This is a genomic window from Novosphingobium rhizosphaerae (assembly GCF_050920675.1).
GTDB lineage: Bacteria > Pseudomonadota > Alphaproteobacteria > Sphingomonadales > Sphingomonadaceae > Novosphingobium > Novosphingobium rhizosphaerae.
On sequence record NZ_CP137861.1, the window covers coordinates 1,516,414 to 1,534,101 of the forward strand.

21 protein-coding genes are annotated in these 17,688 nt (G+C 67.9%); 12 read left to right on the forward strand and 9 right to left on the reverse strand.

What is annotated here, in order from left to right:
- Positions 1–2,145, forward strand: coding sequence for an Atxe2 family lasso peptide isopeptidase (locus tag R9J51_RS06960; RefSeq protein ID WP_179506235.1), 2,145 nt, complete (start codon positions 1–3; stop codon positions 2,143–2,145).
- Between the two features lie 12 nt (positions 2,146–2,157).
- Here the strand turns inward: R9J51_RS06960 and R9J51_RS06965 are convergent, their stop codons facing one another.
- The 8 genes from R9J51_RS06965 to R9J51_RS07000 all read right to left on the reverse strand — a co-directional run bounded on the left by R9J51_RS06965 (position 2,158) and on the right by R9J51_RS07000 (position 7,616).
- Positions 2,158–3,903 (reverse strand): asparagine synthetase B family protein, encoded by a 1,746-nt coding sequence (locus tag R9J51_RS06965; protein ID WP_179506236.1) that lies wholly within the window; start codon positions 3,901–3,903, stop codon positions 2,158–2,160.
- Positions 3,900–4,553 (reverse strand): lasso peptide biosynthesis B2 protein, encoded by a 654-nt coding sequence (locus R9J51_RS06970; protein WP_179506237.1) that lies wholly within the window; start codon positions 4,551–4,553, stop codon positions 3,900–3,902. The genes R9J51_RS06965 and R9J51_RS06970 overlap by 4 nt, the downstream gene beginning before the upstream one ends.
- 105 nt (positions 4,554–4,658) lie before the next feature.
- Positions 4,659–4,793: a benenodin family lasso peptide gene (locus tag R9J51_RS06975; protein WP_169473295.1), complete on the reverse strand. Its 135-nt coding sequence runs from the start codon at positions 4,791–4,793 to the stop codon at positions 4,659–4,661.
- Between the two features lie 167 nt (positions 4,794–4,960).
- On the reverse strand, positions 4,961–5,587 hold the full coding sequence (locus tag R9J51_RS06980; protein WP_179506238.1) for a GntR family transcriptional regulator: 627 nt from the start codon (positions 5,585–5,587) through the stop codon (positions 4,961–4,963).
- A 151-nt stretch (positions 5,588–5,738) separates the two neighbouring features.
- Positions 5,739–6,173, reverse strand: coding sequence for a MarR family transcriptional regulator (locus tag R9J51_RS06985; protein WP_432787912.1), 435 nt, complete (start codon positions 6,171–6,173; stop codon positions 5,739–5,741).
- Between the two features lie 88 nt (positions 6,174–6,261).
- On the reverse strand, positions 6,262–6,753 hold the full coding sequence (locus R9J51_RS06990; RefSeq protein ID WP_218843554.1) for a hypothetical protein: 492 nt from the start codon (positions 6,751–6,753) through the stop codon (positions 6,262–6,264).
- A gap of 31 nt (positions 6,754–6,784) precedes the next feature.
- Entirely contained in the window at positions 6,785–7,093 is a 309-nt protein-coding gene (locus tag R9J51_RS06995) for a hypothetical protein (RefSeq protein ID WP_179506239.1), read from the reverse strand.
- Positions 7,094–7,142: 49 nt separating this feature from the next.
- On the reverse strand, positions 7,143–7,616 hold the full coding sequence (locus R9J51_RS07000) for a sigma factor-like helix-turn-helix DNA-binding protein (protein ID WP_179506240.1): 474 nt from the start codon (positions 7,614–7,616) through the stop codon (positions 7,143–7,145).
- A 776-nt stretch (positions 7,617–8,392) separates the two neighbouring features.
- On the opposite strand from R9J51_RS07000, the gene R9J51_RS07005 reads away from it, so the two are divergent.
- From R9J51_RS07005 to R9J51_RS07055, 11 genes are all read left to right on the forward strand, one after another.
- A complete protein-coding gene (locus R9J51_RS07005) occupies positions 8,393–8,608 on the forward strand; it encodes a transcriptional regulator domain-containing protein (RefSeq protein WP_179506241.1) in 216 nt (71 codons plus the stop codon).
- Between the two features lie 100 nt (positions 8,609–8,708).
- On the forward strand, positions 8,709–9,158 hold the full coding sequence (locus R9J51_RS07010) for a DNA -binding domain-containing protein (protein ID WP_432787913.1): 450 nt from the start codon (positions 8,709–8,711) through the stop codon (positions 9,156–9,158).
- Between the two features lie 558 nt (positions 9,159–9,716).
- The gene (locus R9J51_RS07015) at positions 9,717–10,694 is read left to right on the forward strand and encodes a zincin-like metallopeptidase domain-containing protein (protein WP_179506242.1); all 978 of its coding nucleotides are present in this window, start codon (positions 9,717–9,719) and stop codon (positions 10,692–10,694) included.
- The gene (locus R9J51_RS07020) at positions 10,691–11,119 is read left to right on the forward strand and encodes a DUF2958 domain-containing protein (protein WP_179506243.1); all 429 of its coding nucleotides are present in this window, start codon (positions 10,691–10,693) and stop codon (positions 11,117–11,119) included. The genes R9J51_RS07015 and R9J51_RS07020 overlap by 4 nt, the downstream gene beginning before the upstream one ends.
- Before the next feature lie 107 nt (positions 11,120–11,226).
- Positions 11,227–13,032: a ParB N-terminal domain-containing protein gene (locus R9J51_RS07025; RefSeq protein ID WP_179506244.1), complete on the forward strand. Its 1,806-nt coding sequence runs from the start codon at positions 11,227–11,229 to the stop codon at positions 13,030–13,032.
- A gap of 189 nt (positions 13,033–13,221) precedes the next feature.
- A complete protein-coding gene (locus tag R9J51_RS07030; RefSeq protein ID WP_179506245.1) occupies positions 13,222–13,650 on the forward strand; it encodes a DUF5990 family protein in 429 nt (142 codons plus the stop codon).
- Positions 13,651–14,002: 352 nt separating this feature from the next.
- Complete coding sequence (locus tag R9J51_RS07035) at positions 14,003–14,302, forward strand: DUF736 domain-containing protein (protein WP_169473312.1); 300 nt, start codon at positions 14,003–14,005, stop codon at positions 14,300–14,302.
- A gap of 160 nt (positions 14,303–14,462) precedes the next feature.
- Positions 14,463–14,693 carry a helix-turn-helix domain-containing protein gene (locus R9J51_RS07040; protein ID WP_179506246.1) on the forward strand — a complete coding sequence of 77 codons (231 nt, stop codon included), beginning with the start codon at positions 14,463–14,465 and terminating at the stop codon, positions 14,691–14,693.
- Positions 14,690–15,271 carry a S26 family signal peptidase gene (locus R9J51_RS07045; RefSeq protein ID WP_179506247.1) on the forward strand — a complete coding sequence of 194 codons (582 nt, stop codon included), beginning with the start codon at positions 14,690–14,692 and terminating at the stop codon, positions 15,269–15,271. The genes R9J51_RS07040 and R9J51_RS07045 overlap by 4 nt, the downstream gene beginning before the upstream one ends.
- Positions 15,259–15,894, forward strand: coding sequence for a lytic transglycosylase domain-containing protein (locus tag R9J51_RS07050; protein WP_179506248.1), 636 nt, complete (start codon positions 15,259–15,261; stop codon positions 15,892–15,894). The genes R9J51_RS07045 and R9J51_RS07050 overlap by 13 nt, the downstream gene beginning before the upstream one ends.
- Before the next feature lie 245 nt (positions 15,895–16,139).
- Positions 16,140–17,063 (forward strand): HEPN domain-containing protein, encoded by a 924-nt coding sequence (locus R9J51_RS07055; RefSeq protein WP_179506249.1) that lies wholly within the window; start codon positions 16,140–16,142, stop codon positions 17,061–17,063.
- Positions 17,064–17,108: 45 nt separating this feature from the next.
- Here R9J51_RS07055 and R9J51_RS07060 read toward each other — a convergent pair whose 3' ends face one another.
- Entirely contained in the window at positions 17,109–17,471 is a 363-nt protein-coding gene (locus R9J51_RS07060) for a hypothetical protein (protein WP_179506250.1), read from the reverse strand.
- Positions 17,472–17,688: the final 217 nt, after the last annotated feature.

Here is a 17,688-nt window from a genome sequence, read left to right on the forward strand (position 1 = left end):
ATGACCGACCATTTTCCTTTGCGCGAGGGATCAGACCGGGTCCGAGGCGCAGCTTTGGGGCAGCGGGCGGAGTCCCACGCAAGAAAGGTCACGCTGCACGCAGCGCTGGGCGGCCTTGCGCTTGGTCTGGCACTGGTCCCGGGGCTATCCTGGGCCAGCCAGGCACCCTGCGACCTGATGCCGCCCGCGCCGACCTCGGCGCCCGCTGGGGCGCAACGTGCCATCACCGCGCTCGACCTCGTGCGGCTGCGCGATTTCGGCGGCATGCAGTTCGATGCCTATCCTGGCCCCCCAGCCGCGCTGTCACCCGATGGTCGGCATATCGCGCTGCAACTCCGCCGTGGCGATCCCGTCGCCAATCGCTACTGCACCGGCATCCTCGTCAAGGACACGGACAGCCCCGCGCCGGCGCGGCGCATCGCCGATGGCGGCGAAGTGATCAAGCTGTCCTTCGACAAGTATGGCTTTGCCGGACTGGTGACCGGGGCACCCGTGCCCCCGGTGCTGCGCTGGTCGCCCGATGGCGGCCGGCTCGCCTTCACCAAGGCGATCGGCGGTGTGATGCAGCTGTTCGTGATAGGAGCCGATGGATCGGACGAGACGCAGGTGACCCATTCCGGCGTGTCGATCGACGATTTCCAGTGGCTGCCCGACGGCCAAGCGATCGTCTATCGCCGCCGCGACGCCCTGCTCGATGCGGAAAGGCAGATCGACGCCGAGGGACTCCACGGCTGGCGCTATGATGGACGCTTCTGGCCGCTGGCCGGGGGCCGGCCGCATCCGCCATCGCCGGTCCCCAGCCGCATCGAGGTGATCGGGCTGGCGGAGCGCAGCCTGCGCCCGGCGACGGAGCGCGAGCGCCTGGTGCTCGACCCGGCGGGCACCCCCGGTTGGCCCGACGGCGCCACGCAAGCGGTGCTGCTCGGCACGGGGGACGATCGTGCCTGGCTGGCGCCTGCCGAGCCCCACGCCTTTTTTGCGCCCGACGCCCTGCATGTCATGGTCGACGGCCATGAATTGCCTTGTCCGCAAGCGCTCTGCAGCGACGTCGTCGCGCTGTGGAAACGCGATGCCCACACGATCCTCTTCCTGCGCCGCCAAGGCGTCGCGCGCAGCGAGACGGCGCTGCTGCGCTGGGATCTGGGCAAAGGCGCACCGCAGCTGCTGCACCAGACCACCGATCCTTGGCTCGGTTGTCAGCTCGGCCCGCGCGAACTGGTCTGTACCGCGGAAGCCGCCACGGTGCCCCGCCATGTGATCGGCATCGATCCGGAAAGCGGCCAGGTCCACACGATCTACGACCCCAATCCCGAATTCGCGGCGATCCGGTTTGGCCAGCCCGAGCGGCTGGTCTGGCGCAATGCCTTCGGGATCGACACGTTTGCCGACCTGGTCCTTCCGCCCGCATATCGTCCGGGCCATCCCGTGCCGCTCATCGTCGTGCAATATGATTCACGCGGCTTCCTGCGTGGCGGGACCGCCGACGAATTTCCCATACAACTTTTCGCAGCCAGGGGGTTCGCTGTGCTCAGCTTCACCCGGCCGCCGTGGTATGCCCTGCGCGACAAGCCGCGCGACTTGTTCGGCTTCCTCCAGGCCAATCAGAAGGACTGGTCGGACCGCCGCAGTGTCCAGTCCTCGCTGCAAATCGTCGTCGAGCGCCTGATCGCGCGCGGCATCGCCGATCCTGCCCGCATCGGCATCACCGGACAAAGCGACGGCGCCTCGACCGCAACGTTCGCCCTCATCCATTCGCGGCTGTTCAAGGCTGCCGCGCTCAGCACTTGCTGCGAGGACCCCGCGATGATGGCCAGTCTTGGCCCGGGGTTCGAGGACTGGTACGCCAAGTCAGGCTATCCCAGGTTCAACGCGGATCGGCCCGACTTCTGGAAGCAGGGATCCCTGGCACCCAATCTTGGCGCACTGCCGCCGGTCCCCTTGCTGATCCAGGCGGGGGAAGAGGAGTTTCGCCTGGCTTTGCCGACCTATACGGCCGTGAAGAACGCCGGCTGGCCGGCCGAGATGTACGTTTTTCCCGGCGAGGCCCATGTGAAGCTCCAGCCCGCGCATCGGCTCGCGGTCTATGAGCGCAACCTCGCCTGGTTCGAGCGCTGGTTTAAACCTGAGGAGACAGCAGCGCCATGACATTGCGCCGCGTCAGCCGCGCCGTGCCGCCAGCCAGGCCTCGACATCGACGAACCGCATGACCCGCACATAGGTGTGATCCGCTGCCACCGGCGGCCTGGCCAGAGCGGCCTCGAGTGCCTGGCGGTCGACGATCCCCTGCGCGCAGAGTTCGCCGTCGAGCAGCATGCCGCGGATCTGGGCCAGGTTGTCGAGATAGAGGCTGCGCACCAGACCGGTAAACCCGCCTTTCGACGCGCGCTGGACGACTCTGCCGGGGAGCTTTTGCGCATAGGCGCGACGGATGATCGCACGGTTGATGCCGCCCTCATACCAGAGCCAGGTTGGCTGGCGCAGGCAGGCTTCCAATACCGGCTGCGACAGGAGCGGATAGACGGTCGGCAAACCCCCTGTACTGTCGAGATAATCGACCAGAGCGAGGCCGCGCATGATCGCTGCGACATGCTCGCGCTTGCCGACGGGCAGATCGGCGAATTCGGCAAACCATGGGTGGGCCGGATGCGATCTGTGCGTCTCGAGCAGTGCGGGGGCAAGCAGGCGCTCGTCGCGTGGCCAGGTCCAGGCCTGGCGGCGGCGCAAAAGTTTTGCCAGCGATCGCCGGGCAATCAGGAACGGCGAGCATTCGGTCACGGCAGCGACCTCCATCACCGTCTTCCAATAACCCGCGCCCAGCCCTTGCGCGGCCAACCGGTCGCTGGCTGGCGTGGCCGAGCGCAGGAAGCAGAAGACGTTGTCGCCGCCACTGCCATAGGCGAACGCCTGGGCGCCGACATCGTCGGCGAGTGCCAGGGCGTGCCTGACCAGGCTCTGCGTGAACGCGCGCGCCGACGGTCGCGGGCGCACCGCGGCCTCCGAGACGGACAAGCTGACGTCGGCTGGCGAAAGTTGCAGCTCATGCATGTGAAGATCAAAATGCCGGCATACGTCGCCGGCAAAGGCCCGCTCGTCGCCGCTGCCGCTGTCGCTGATCATCGTGACGGCATGGCGCAGGCCGGGGAGCGTGGCCGCGAGCACCGAGGAGTCGAGCCCACCGCTCAATGTCAATGCCAGCGGCCCGATATGGTGAGACCATGCCCGGCACGCATTGTCCACGGCCCGCGTGACCTCGTCCTGCGCCGCTTCGGACGAGGGCATGGCTGCCGCGTCGATGAACTTGGCCGGGCTCCACAGCGCGTGATGGGAGATTCCTGCGTGTCCGATGCGCAGAATTTCACCCGGCAGGACCTCCGCGATATCGCGCAGCGCGCTCGCCCGCCCGACAAGGTCCGGGTAGAGCAGCTCGTCGGCAACGACCGCCCAGTTGATGGCCTCGGCCCGGCCGGTCAGGGCCTCGATGAACGGCATGTGCGAGGCGATGACCACTTCGTCGCCCCAGCGCCGGTAGTAGCAGGGACAGCGCGCCGACGGATCGCGATAGACGAAGACCTCGCCGGTTGCTTCGCTGCTGGTCCAGGCCACGAAGGCGCCCCATCGCGCTTCGATCGCCTCGAGAAAATGGGCGGGTGCGGCGTTGCGGTCGATGGTCCCGACGAACGGGGAACCACTGGGCGCGCGGGGGAAAGTGGGTCCCACCACGTGGGTTGCTGCGGGAAAGCCGTTGACGGTTTCGGCTGGACCGGCAGCGTAGAGGACGTGCCTGGTCGCTGCGGCACAAGGTGCCAGGCCCAGTTGCGATGCGACGTTGCGCGACGCCGCTAGGGCCGGACCTGGCCGGTCCTGTCCGAGCAGGACCACGCCCAGATAGCGAGCGAGGCTCATAGCTGCAGGATCGGGGTGAAGCAGGCGACGCGCTCGTGGGTATCGCCGAGGATGGCATCGGCGCTCTGGATCCAGCAATGCGCTTCGAACGGATCGAGCCGAACGCCGAGCACCATGTGGCAGGCGATCCGGCGCGCGCGCAGGAAGTGCAACAGCGCGATCGAGTCGGGCAGGCAGGTTCCTTGCGCGGGCACAAGCTGCCGCGCCCGGACGAACAGGACGGTCTGGACCGCTTCGCTGTCTGGCGGTCGGGATGCCGATGGTCGGGTCTGGAGGCGCCGGATCCACCCCACCAGCACGCGCAGGGGAATCACGCGGACCGCGAGACGCGCGATGACGATCCGGGCCAGCGCTGTCCCTACCGCCCATGGCGCGCGACATCGCGCGTTGATGCTGCGCGGCGGCAGGTCGCGTTCGGGCACGGCAAGGCTGGTTGGCGCCGCCGGGCGACTGAAATCCGCATCGCAGAGACCGATCCTGGCGAGCCTCTCGAACCGATCAGCCGGTCCGTCGCCATGGGCGCTGCCGCTTCGAAGCGCGTGCAAGGCCGCGACCAGATGCGGCGATAATTGCAGATAGGTGTCGCGCGCAATGTCGATGACGACGATCCGGGCGCCGACCTGGCACCAGGCAATCTCCGGACGGGCCATGGGGCATTCTCGCTTCCGGCAGGCGGGCGTCGGCAGCGGCCGGCCGCGCCATTCGCAGTGGGACAAGGCTTGGCGCATCCGGTCAGGGATGCGCCAAGCGGTCGCTCAGTCGTCGAGGATGCCGGCATGGCCCTGACCGGCGGGCAGATCCACCTGGCCACCGGCGATGCCCTTGGTTTCGACGCTCACGGCGCCGAGTTCGACCACGTCGTCACGACGCTCTTCGCTGGTACGTTCCATTTCGTCTTCTCCTTTTCGCTGCCCTAATGCAGCATGGGGAAAAGTATGATGACGCCGGTTCAGGCGCGAACTTATATTGTCCCAGATTGAGAGTCGGTCGGCGGGAATGGGAGGTACTATTGCCGATCTGTGCGGCCGTATCTTGCGATTTGCCCGCGATACGATCGCTAAACATGTCCTGATGGTATCATCTTGTGGAGTGTTGGGCTCAGCCGGATGCGCTTGCGGTGATAGCGCGCCATCGCCCGGCGCGCCGCGCTCACAGCATCGCCTTCGATCGTGGCCACGAGTTGCGACAGCTCGTCGCGAAGACCGGGCAGCAGACGATGCTCCAGCGCCCGCGCGCGGGCGAGGGCCTGCGACGCGGCGGTGAGCGCGTCCTCGAGTTCCGCATTGCCGGCGTCCGATGCCAGAATGGCGAAGAGGGCGCTGGTCGCGGTGGCGAGCTGATCAGGCCGACCCAGGTCGCGCCGGAGCGCGCCGATACGCGCCTTTGCCGGCTGGGAGACGCCGGTGTGCAGCCCAAGCTGCACCAGTTGGCCATGCCATTGGTAAAGGGTTGCCAGCCGCGCGGCGCCGAGCGGCCGAACGCGGAAGCCACCCCCTGGCAGCAGGTCGACGAACCGCTCACCGACCAGCCGATTGAGAGCATCGCGGACAGGGGTCGCGCTGGTGCCGAACGCGTCGGTGAGCTGGCCGAGCTTGAGCGCCTGGCCGGGCAGCAATGTGCCTTCGACGATCTCGTGTCGCACACGCCGATAGACGTGATCGGCCGTCGCAGGCTCGGGGGCCATCAAGCTGCTCCTTCACGGATAACGATGCAACGATGCTCTGCCTTGTGATCAGTCTGCCACCTGGTGGGCGCCTGCCACCGCCTCGCGCCCAGAACGTGCCGGTCATGCCTGCTGCGCCGCTGATTTGCCGGCATGTGGTTGCGACCGCGTGCTATGGCGTCATACCGGTCGCGTCCTGTCGGCCGGTTCCGCTCCAGATCTGCAGCAACTGGTCGAGCAGCCGGCATGTCTTCTCCCGGCCTTCCGGTGTCAGGCGGACGCGCCTGTAGCGGTTGTCGCGCCGGGTCGCGCTGCCATCGCTGTCCGGGGCCGCGCCGCGACGGCTGCTCACCAGGCCGCACCGCTCCAATTCGCCGATCTTGCGATGTGCTGTCGACGGCGCGGCCTGCAACGCGAGGCACAGGGTCCAGGCGTGGAGCGCACGATCTTCGCACTCGGCGAGATAGAGCTCCGCCAGCATGTCGAGGCGCAGGGTCGCGGCGAACCCGTTCCCAAAGCAGGCGCCAGTGGCCTCGCGCATCCTGGCAAGGATGCGACATGCCTCGGCCCGCATGGCGGGGCCGGACGATCCGCTCAACGCGGCCATGCCCACGCCTCGTGCCTTGGCCAGCCAGGTTGCGTCCCGTCCCCGGACGCTACCGGATCGGGTCGGACGCGGTTGTGCGATCCGTGCTTCACTGTCGCGGCGCAGTAACGTCCAGGGACGACGAGCCCTGCCATCCCGCATCCGTGGTCGCTTGCGGATCGCCTGTGCCACGACGGCTGCGCCGATGGTGGCGCTCGGTCCCGATGACGAGCAGCAACAGCATCGGGTAGGCGAGCTTGCCGAGGATGAACCAATAGGCGAGCGGCAGGATATCGGACGCGAAGGCGCGCGATGCGTGGGCGCCGAGCGCCAGGCACTGGATCGCCGCGATCCATAGTGGCCAGAAGCGGTTCGCGGTGAGCGCGATGAAGAACAACACGGCAAAGAGCGCCGCGTCGATCCAGACCAACTGCCACTGCACGGTGCGGAACGGCAGCGGCGCCTTCAGGTCCGTCAGGCTGGTCGCGATGGCTGCCAGCAGCATGGCTACCGCCGCACAGCGTTCGGGCGCGCCTCCACGCCAGGCGGCATGGATCGTGACCGCCGCGATCAGGAGGAGGAACGCGACGATCTCGGTCATCGGGGACTCGCAAGGTCGGCACCACGCTCGCTCATCCGCTTCCCCCCGATGGCATCCCGAGCGTCGCACTCGCGGGGGGCTTGAGGACGTCGCCAAACGCATCCACGTCGATTCCCAGCTTGCGCCCCAGCGCTTCCAGCATGCGGTGGGCCTCGGCAATATGCCCGAGCGCATTCGAGGTCTGCAGCTGGGCATGGCTGATGGCGGTGAGGACCTGATGGCCGGCGAGGGGAGACAGATTGCCCCCGACTTGCGCGAGGATGGCCGAGGTCGACAGCTCGCCGCCTTTCGCGAACAGCGCCTGGAGCAGCTTCTCATAGGCGTGTAGGTCGCCCGCCAAGGCGGCAATGCCAGGTGCCGGGCCCGGTGCCGGTTTGCACTGGCCGGCCTCAGGCTTCCGCAAGAAGCCGGGAGAGGACTTCGAGCCCGACAGCGAGCATGCCGAAACTTGCGGCGCCGGCGAGGACGATGAGGATGAACCAGAACAGGCGGTGGATAGGTCCGAGGTCATTGCGCTGTGCTCCCTTGTAGCGGAAGGGCAGCAGGACATGCCATTCGCCGACCTGCATCCCTGGGTCGGGCAGTGGAGGATCGTCCAGGCTGGCCGCTACCCCCGGAGTTTCGCCCTCGATTTTCCCGGGGGCCGTCCCAGCGCGGCCGCCGTAGAGCAGTTCGGCGGCGCGACGGCGGTTCGGCGCGCCCAGGATCGCCACCGCTTCGGCGATGTAGGAATCCACCGTGCCGACGCCGATGCCCAGCGCGATGGCGATTTCCTTGGACGTCCGCAGGTGAAAGACGTGCCACAAGCATTCGCGGTGCCGTGGAGAAAGGCGAAGTGCGAGCGTGTCCACGGCGTCCGTCATCGCGGCGACCTTGGCATGTTGGGCCGGAGACGATGACAAGCGAGGGTCTGCGCAGGCGCGGCGATGCGCCTTCCAGGCGTCTTGTCAGATGTCGTTCGCACCTGCTTTGCACCTCCTTCCGCCCGTCTGCGCGCAAGCGGTTTGCGGTATCTTTGGCAACCAAACCAATCCCTTGCCGCGAAGGACGAACACCATCGCGAGCCGGTGACGGATCGGGGAATTGCCCTTTTCCAACCCGCTCCCGCCGCCGCGCAAGGCCAGCGACACCCGCCGGCCAAAGTCGCGCGCCCAAAAGTGGCAAGCTCGGGATGAGATGAGCCGAAGACTCGTCCCCCCTCCAACGCTGTGGATGATTCGGGCGCGGTCGGTCGGCTCGAACCGCTCCGCAGCGACATGGCGGCCCGGACGCGCGAGTGATGGGATCGGGACGGATTGCACTGTCATTTGCTTCGCCCCCGGTATGCGCCGGGAGCACGGCCGGTATCGCCGTGATCGGCCGCCGCAGCCAGCCCGTGGGGAAATGCCCCACGATCTTCGGGGGGTGACGCGCGCCCGCCTCAGGGACGATGAGCGCATGCGGCGCGGGGCGTGCTGGGTGATGCGACCGGCATCCCTAGCGGACCCTGGGCGCGTCATCACGGCAAAGGGGGGTGCATGCACGGGCTGTCTACAAGCCTGTTCTTCGCGATGGATGCCGGCGTCCTGCCGGTACCGCCGCCCTGCGCGTCTCGCGCGCGCCTGGTTGCGTGGTCGCGGGCTCTGCCTGGCCCAAGACCATGAGCGGCAGCATCTTGGCGCAGCGCATCGCGGCTTTGTCACGTCGCGGGCGCGCCGGGCTTGCCTGGGAAGTCTTGCGACGCGACCCGGCCTATCGCGCCGCCTGGCACAGTGCGATGGGGCTGTCGCGTGGCTTGGCCGGTGGGATCGACCGATCGGCCGCTGCGCCCGGGACCAACCTGGCCCGCCGCTGGGGGCTGCACTTTTGCCGCTGATCCGGGGGCGGATTCTACCCAGGTCGTGCCGGTCTGGTCGGTCGAGGCGGATCCTTGCGTCCTGCGCGCACGGATCGTGTCGCAGCAAACGGGCGCGTCGTTGCTCTTCGACGCCCGGGCCCGCAGCGCGCGGCGCATTGCGGACGCGGAAGGGGAGCACATCGCTTTTGACTGCGAAGGCGATGTCGCCCGCATCGATCTCGTCGCGGGACATCTGCCCACACGCCCCGTGTTGCTTGGTTTCGAGATCGTCGCCGACGCACGGCTCGGGCGGCAGCTCGCCGCCCTGCACCGTATCTATCTTCCGGCCAGAGCCTACCCGCAGCCGCAGCGCCTGCGCCGCCAGCACCTAGCACTGCTTGCCGCCGACGCCCGTGCTTCGGGTGCGAGCTTGCGCGAGATTGCCGACCTTGTCCTGGGACCGGGCGACTGGCCCGGGGCCGGCGAGCACCGCAAGTCGCTGGCCCGCCGGCTGGTGGCGGCCGGGTCCGCCCTCTGCGCAGGCGGGCCAGCCGTGATCCTGCAATCCTGGCCTGAGGGAAGCCCATGACGGGTCGGCACCAACCTGACGCCCGCCATGTCCCCGGGGGGCTTGGCGGGACTGTGTCAGGGAAAGGCCAGAGCAATGCCTCGGTTTGGCGGGAAGGCAGGATGCAAGGCCGCAGGGGTTCATTGGCGCGGGCACATCGGCAAGGTGGCATCGAGAGGGCCGCATCAACAGGGGCACATCAACAGGGCTGGGGCGCCTCGCGGCATGGCCGCGACCACGCTCCAGGGCTCACCGGGTTCGCCCCCGAGCCCCTTGTCGGGTCTCGGCCGGACGGTGGCGATCGCTGGCGCACGATCATGGACGCCGCGCGATCCGCGCGGCGGCGTTGTTCGCTTTGCCTCTCCCGGCGCGGCGGAGGTGGCCGGCGCTCCCGCCTAGGCCCGTCGCGGCCAGGGACAACCCCGCCCGCTGCGCTTTGCGCGGGGTGCTCCACGTCCGTTCCGCCCTGACGGTGTCCCTGTCCGCTGCAGCCGGGCCTCTTGGTCGCGTTTCGCCGCCCACCCCCGCCTTCGCGGGGAGGCTTCGTGCCTTTTTCAGGGTGGTTGGAAAGGAACGGTCATGCCGAGATCATTGCACCACAGTGCGGCCCGCAAGGATCGCTGCGACAACAAGGACGAACGCGCCAGCCTCTATGACGAAGTGACCGCGCGCATCGTCGCGGAACTGGAGGCGGGGCGTTTCCCGTGGGTCCAGCCCTGGGCCAGGGCCGAACAGGCAGGGCTGGGCATCGGGCCCGGCTTGCCGCGCAATGCCGTGACGGCCCGGCCCTATTCCGGCGTCAACATTCTCATCCTGTGGTGTGCCGTCATCGCCAGCGGCTGGCCTTCGCAAGGCTGGCTGACCTTTCGCCAGGCGCGCGAGGCGGGGGGCTGCGTGCGCAAGGGCGAGTGCGGCGTGAGCGTGGTCTATGCCGACCGCTTCACCCCCAAGGCCGAAGCCGAACGCGCCGCGCGCGATGGCGACGAGGCCCAGGCGGTTCCCTTCCTCAAGCGCTTTACCGTGTTCAACGTCGCCCAGTGCGATGGCCTTCCTGCCGGCCTTGGCGGCGATCCCCTGCCATTGCCCGAGTGCGACATCCCGCCTCTGGCCCAGTCGGTGATCGCGGCATCGGGCGTCGATTTCCGGGTGGGTGGGGACGCAGCCTTCTATGCGCCCGATGCCGACCTTGTCGTCGTGCCGCCGCAGGCCGCCTTCTTCGAGCCGGTCAACTGGCACAGGACCGCCTTTCACGAACTGTGCCACGCGACCGGCCATGCCAAGCGGCTGAACCGCGACCTGACCAACCGCTTCGGCAGCAAGGACTATGCCCGCGAGGAACTCATTGCCGAAATGGGTTCGGCGTTCCTCTGCGCGGCGCTCGGCATTGTCCCGACGGTTCGGCATGCCGATTACCTCGGCGCCTGGCTCGACGTCCTGCGCGAGGACAACCGCGCCATCTTCCGCGCCGCCAGTGCCGCTTCCAAGGCGGCCGACTGGCTGCTGTCCCGCCATCATGCCGCCGCGCGCGCCCGGGAAGACGAAAGGATCGCGGCATGATCCTGCTGCCCGATGATTTGCGCGCGATCCTGCGCGCCAACGCCATGCGCCATGACGCCGCCATGCGCGACGAGCTTGCCGCACCCGATTTCCGGCCCGTGCTCAAGCTGTTCAACCCCATGGGCGCAGCGACATGGCTGGCGACCGAACTGGACGAGGATGGCGATACGCTGTTCGGGCTTGCCGATCTCGGCTTCGGTTGCCCGGAACTCGGCTCCTTCAGCCTTGCGGAAATCGCATCCGTGCGGCTGCCCTTTGGCCTCGCCATCGAACGCGATTGCGCATTTGCGACCGCGCACCCGCTCTCGGTCTGGGCCGCCTGGGCGCGCCGTTCCGGCTCGATCCTTGGCGCCCAGGCGATGCTCTGGCGCCTCGGCCCGGATGCGGACGAGGCACCGGCGGCGCCCGAGCTTCCCCCGTCCTGACGGGGGATGACCCACGGCGGCGCACTGCGCCGCCATCCCCGTGCCGGTCCCGCCACAACCTGGGAAATTCGCGCGACCGGCACCTTGTGCAAGAAAGGTGATGACCCATGAAACTCGACCATCTCCCGCTCGACAAGCTCTACGTCGACAAGACCAACATGCGCTTTGGCCGCAAGGCCCCCGATGTCTCCGACCTCCTGCCGACCATCCGCGCGCGCGGCGTCATCCAGACGCTGCTGGTCCGCCCGCCCGATCCGGATGGCCGCTGCGGTATCGTTGCCGGCAGCCGCCGCTTTCACGCCAGCCGCATCGTCGCGGACGAACGGCGGGAAGCCGGTGACATCGATCCCGATGCGCTGCTCCTGCCGTGCGCGATCCTCGAGGAAGGCGACGATGCCGCCGCCATCGAGGCCTCGATGATCGAGAACATGGCCCGGCTCGATGCCGACGAAGTGCGGCAATGGGAAAGCTTCGCCCGGCTGGTCAGGGAAGGGCGGAGTCTCGACGAGATCGCCCTGACATTCGGCTTGCCTGAACTCTCCGTCCGGCGCGTCCTCGCGCTCGGCAACCTGCTCCCGCGCATCCGCGAGCTCTACCGCGCCGAGCGGATCGACCGCGTCACGGTGCGACACCTGACGCTGGCCAGCAAGAGCCAGCAAAAGGCCTGGCTGGCGCTGTTCGACGATGCGCATGCCCATGTACCCATGGGCCATCAGGTGAAGGCCTGGCTGCTTGGCGGCCAGTCGATCCCGGTGCGCTTCGCGCTGTTCGACCTGGCTGATTTCGGCGGCGCGACCATTGCCGATCTGTTCGGTGAGGATCGCTACTTCACCGACCTCGATGCGTTCTGGGCCGCGCAGCATGCGGCGATTGCTGCCGCGCGCGATGCCTATTGCGCCGCAGGCTGGGCCGATGTCGTCGTGATCCCGCCCACCGAGCACTTCCACGCCTGGGAATACGAGAAGGCCGCAAAGCGCAAGGGCGGGCGGGTCTACATCGATGTGCGCGCAACCGGCGAAGTCACGTTCCACGAAGGCTATATGACCCGTGCCGAAGCCCGCCGGATCGCACGTGGCGAAGCGGCCCTCTTGCCCGAGGCGCCCAAGCCCTCCCGTCCTGAACTGACCTCTACGCTCCAGACTTATGTCGACCTGCACCGCCATGCGGCGGTGCGTGCCGCGCTGATCGGCCAGCCCGGCCTGGCCTTGCGTCTCATGGTCGCCCACGCCATCGTCGGCTCGCCGCTGTGGAGCGTTCGGCCCGAACCGCAGGCAACGCGCCATGATGCCGTGCGCGAAAGCATCGCAACCGCTCGCGCCGAAGCGGTGTTTGGCGCCGAGCGGCGGGCGGTTCTCGACACGCTGGGCCTTGCCGCCGAAGAACCGACCGTCACCGGCGGCAACGGCGACGACTATGGCCTGACCGGACTGTTCCTGCGTCTGGTCGCCCTGCCGGACGCGGCGGTGATGCGCGTCCTGCCCATCGTCATGGGCGAAACCCTCGCGGCCGGTTCGGCGGCGGTCGAGGCCGTGGGCGGCGAGCTCGGCATCGCCATGGCCGACTGGTGGCAGGCCGATGACGCCTTCTTCGCGCTGCTGCGCGACCGGGACGTCTTGGGCCGGATCACGGCAGAGGTGGCCGGCGGGGTGGTTGCCGCTGCCAACGCGGGCGAGAAGGCAAAGACGCTCAGGCAGATCATCGCCGACCATCTCACCGGCGCGCAAGGCCGGGACAAGGTCGCGCGCTGGGTGCCGCGCTGGATGCAGTTCCCGCCCTCGGCCTATACCGAGCGCGGCGGCGTCGGCACGGTTGCCGCCCATGCCCGGGTCATCGCCGCGCGCCACATGGCTCGTGGCGCTGGTTCGGCAGAGCCGGAGGCGGATGGAGAACAGCCGCTGCCCGAAGCGGCGTGAGAGGTGCGGGCGGGAGGCATCCCGCCCGCCTTTCCCCTGCCGGACATGCGCGCCGCGCGGCCTCGCCCAGAGGGCTCGGCCGCGCGGCGATGAAGTGTTCGCACCCGCGCTGGATCAGCCGGTGCGGGCGCCTTATGCTCGACCGGCAGCGCTGGCGACGGGCGCGCGCGAGGGCACGGGAGAGCGGCGATGAAGCGGACGGACACCACGGAAATCGCGATGCGGATCGTGATCTACCGACCCGTGCCCGGCGTGCGGCACAGTCTGCAATCCAAAGATGGCCATCCGCTGCACGCCGCCCAGTCCAGCGACGGGGAAGCGCTTGCCTTCGACTTCGCCGTGCGCGTCGGACCCGGCCCCAGGTTCTTTGGCGATCAGGTGCGCGCCGAAGGGCCCATCCGCCGCTTCGTCTATGTGCGCGTGGGCCAGGCGGCCGGCGATCCTGCCTCGCCCTGGTCGCGCCGGATGAAGATCGACATCCACGATATCGCGCCGGAGCTGCTCGAGCGCGCGGAGCAAGGTGGAATCATCGTCTCCACCGTCTGTGGCACCGGCAAGGATGGCAGCCCCGCTTGCGCCACCGTCCCCGTGCTGCACCGGGAGATTGTCGCGCGCTAGGCTACCGAAACCGGCCGCACGCAGCGCCGGGCAGCGTTCCCCGACGGGCCTGTCCTGCACAGGGATGGGCTGCGCGATCGTGCCAGCAGGCGAGTCCTTTTTCGCCTCGCCAATGCCGCCCCTGGCCTCTCTTCATGGCTGGTCTGGCGGCGTGCGCGCCTTGTCCGTGCAACGGCTTCGCCCCGGTTTCTTCCCCGCCCTGGCGGGCTCCTCGCGGGCCAAGAAACAGCGGCTTTGCCGTCCTGCGCTGGCGCTGCGGCCGTCCCGGTGCACGGCGGCGCGACGCCGCCCGATCGACCGCCATCGAGGCCGCATCGGGCGGCACTCGGATCCGCGAAAAAGGAGACATACCATGGCACAGATCGGCAGCTTCACCCGCAACGAGGACGGTGTCTACAACGGGGAAATCCGTACCCTGACCCTGCGCGCCAAGGCCACGATCCGGCCGGTCGAGCGCGAGCATGACAAGGCCCCCGACCACCGCGTCAGCGCCGGCGGCGTCGAATTCGGGGCGGGCTGGACCAAGACCGCGCGCGAGACGGGCACCGACTATCTCAGCCTCAAGCTCGACGACCCTTCGCTTCCCGCGCCGATCTACGCGACGCTGACCCCAGGCGAAGGCGGCGCCTTCAAGCTCATCTGGTCGCGCTGAGCCCAGCGGTCCCCGCGCCGGACGCGGCGCGGGGATGCGGCGGCCCCTGTGTCGAAAACGCAGGGGCCGATTGCGACACTCCCCGCGCGGTGTCGGTCCCCGCATCCTCGATATCGCGAACCGGCTGTCCCGGCTCGCCCTGATCGAAGGATAGCGACCCATGACAGAAGACGACCAGATCGCCCGGGCAGCACGCGCCAAGCGCGGCTCGCCGTTCCTCAACACCGAGCAGGCGGCGGCCTACCTCAAGATTTCCGCGCTGCTGCTGCGGCGCATGCGCCGCAACGGCACCGGGCCGGTGTTCCGCCGCCATTGCCGCTACGTCCAGTATCACATCGACGATCTCGATGCCTGGTCGCGCGCGCAGAGTTCGCGGGGACTGTCGCAATGAGCGGGCGTCGCAACGCGGCGCCGGATGCGCCGCTGCTCGCCTGGGGCGAGGCGCTGCGTGCGCGTAAGCAAGCGCGCCGGCGGCTTTGCTGCCGCCTGTTTGTGCTGGGTCTGGGGAGCGGACTGGTCGTGGGATCGGCACTGGTCCCGCCCTTGCCTCGTCTCGTCTGGAACGCCAGCGCGAGCGCTCCGGTCGGGCTCTACTGGGTCAGTCCCGGTACCCCCGCTGCAACCGGCGACATGGTGGTGGCGCGCGTGCCCGAACCGTTTCGCACGGTCGCCGCGACCCGGCGCTATCTGCCCCGCAACGTCCCGCTGGTGAAGCGTGTCGCGGCGGAGGCAGGTGATAGGGTCTGCGCGCGCGGTGTCGAGGTTTTCGTCAATGGCAGGCCGGTCGCCACGCGGCAGCAACGCGATGCCCTGGGCCGGGTTCTGCCGTGGTGGCAGGGCTGTCGCGTGCTGCGGCGGGAGCAGGTCTTGCTGTTGATGGACAGCGCGGATTCGTTCGATGGGCGCTATTTCGGGGTGAGCGAGGGCGTCGATCTTATCGGCAAGGCGTGGCTGTTGTGGCGGCGCTGAGATGGGCCCTGGCCGTTCTGGCATTGACGGCGCCGAGCCGGGTAAACGCTGAGCCAGCCGGCCAAGACGTTGCGCCCACGGTCGCCGCCTGGCGGCCCTACACGCGCGAAGGCTCGCGGCGTTTCGGGGTGCCCCTGGCCTGGATCGAGCGGGTGATGCAGGCGGAAAGCCGGGGGCGCACCGTCCAGGGCGGCCACCCGATCCGCTCGCGGGCAGGGGCCATCGGGCTCATGCAGCTGATGCCCGCGACCTGGTCCAACATGCGCGCGCGGCTCGGGCTTGGTTCCAATCCCGACGACCCACGCGACAACATCCTTGCCGGTACGTTCTTTCTTCGCCTGATGTACGACCGCTTCGGCTATCCCGGGCTCTTCGCGGCCTACAATGCGGGACCGGCGCGCTATGCCGCCTACCTGGCGGGCGGTAAGCGCTTGCCGCCCGAAACCATTGGCTATCTCGCTTCTGTCGCACCCCCTACGCACGGGATGGGGCAGGGCTCGGCAACGGCACGGCCTTCGGACGGCCTTTTCGCCATCCGCCGGCTCCCGGCATCGCCGCCTGCCACGGGCGCCGCGACATCGTCCCAATCTGCGCTCTTTGTCGCCCTGTCGCAGGGGCAATGACCGGCGCGTGCTGGAGCGGGGGGGGGGGCAGGTGCATCTCGAGAATTTGCAATGACCCTGCGTGCAGGTGCGGCGCGGGTGCTGTTTCGTCCTTCTCGTTTGCATAGCGCCCGACATCACTGCCCCTGGGCTGCGCCGTTCCGCCAGTTGTCGTCGTTCTTTTGCGCTGGCGGGAAGGGGGCTTGTTCGGCACCTGCCTGCGTTTTGTGCTTGGCAAAGCGCCGTTTTCCCGCGATTCTGTACCCATGAAGACCGACCTCGATCATCTGCCTGCCAGCAAGCAGCGCGACCTGGACCGCGTGGTCCAGATCCTGTTCGAGGAGTTCGCCGCCGCGCACGAGAACGCCACGGCACGGCGCCGCCGGGGCCGCATTCTCAAGGTTATCCTCTACGGCAGCCATGCGCGTGGCGGCTGGGTTGACGAGCCCCATACCGCCAAGGGCTACGTCTCGGACTTCGATCTGCTGGTGATCGTCAACCAGAAGGAACTAACCGACCGCGCCGCCCACTGGACGGCGGCCGACCAGCGGCTGATCGAGGAGAAGATCGCCGGCACGCTGCGCACGCCCGCCAATTTCGTGGTCCACACCTGGCAGGAAGTCGGTGATGGCCTTGCCCATGGGCGCTACTTCTTCATGGACATCGCCCGCGATGGCGTCTTGCTGTTCGAGGCCGACGACAGGCCTCTCCCGGAGCCCAAGCCCAAGACGCCCGAACAGGCCCTTGCCATGGCGCAGGAATACTTCGACGAGTGGTCGCCGGCAGCAAACAAGCGTTTCAACATCGCGCGGTTCGATATTGAGCAAGGCTATCTGAAAGAGGCAGCATTCGACCTGCATCAGTCGGCGGAATTCCTCTATCATTGCGTCTTGCTAGTCCGCACCTTCTATACGCCGCATAACCACAATCTCGCTTTCCTGCGCACGCAGGCCGAGGGGTTGGACATACGCCTCGTTGATGCTTGGCCGCGCGATACACGGCGCGAGCGGGCATTGTTCGAGAAGCTCAAAGACGCCTACGTCAAGGCCCGCTACTCCAAGCACTACAGCATCTCGAAAGAGGATTTGCTGTGGCTCGCGGGCCGGGTCGAGAAGCTGGGTCAACTCGTGCAGGAAGTTTGCCAAGAGCGGTTGGCGCTGCTCGCTGCGGAAGTCCGCGAAGCAGGCTAACTCGTTAGGCGATGGGAGGTTCTTCGCTGCCTTGCCGAGGGCCCATCAAGCGTCCTCGCGCAGCTCAATATCGAGCGTCACTTGCGGCACTTGCTCTTCACCAGCCTTGGCCTCCGGCTGCAGCGTCTGCGTGCCGCCGGACAGCGTGATCCAAGCAATGTTCCCGTCCAGATCGAGTGCCTCGCCCAACCCGTGAGGGGTAATCCTGATCGTCACCGTACCCTCACTGACGATGCCGAAATGGCACGCATGGCTGCCCGGAATCCAGCGCCCAAGCACCAATGTTCCATCTGAAAACGCCAGCGAAAACCCTGCAACAATCCTGCTTGCCGACACGTCCAAGACCGTCTCGATGTCCCCCGACAATTGCAGGCGGTGTCCCGCTTTGGCTTCGATCCGGATGGCCATAGACCGGTCCTCATGGCGACTCATCTAACCAGGCTTGCATAGAACGTGTCGCGAACATCGGGAAGCGCGATGATGGTCGAAGAGAGTGTGGCGGAGAGAGGTCGGCAGGAAAAAGGGCTATGGCAAGATAAAGGCCCCTATCTCGCGATGGGGGCTAAGCCATTGTCTGCACGTCGTTTTGTTTGGAGATAGGCTGGACTTGCGCCATCCGACCGCC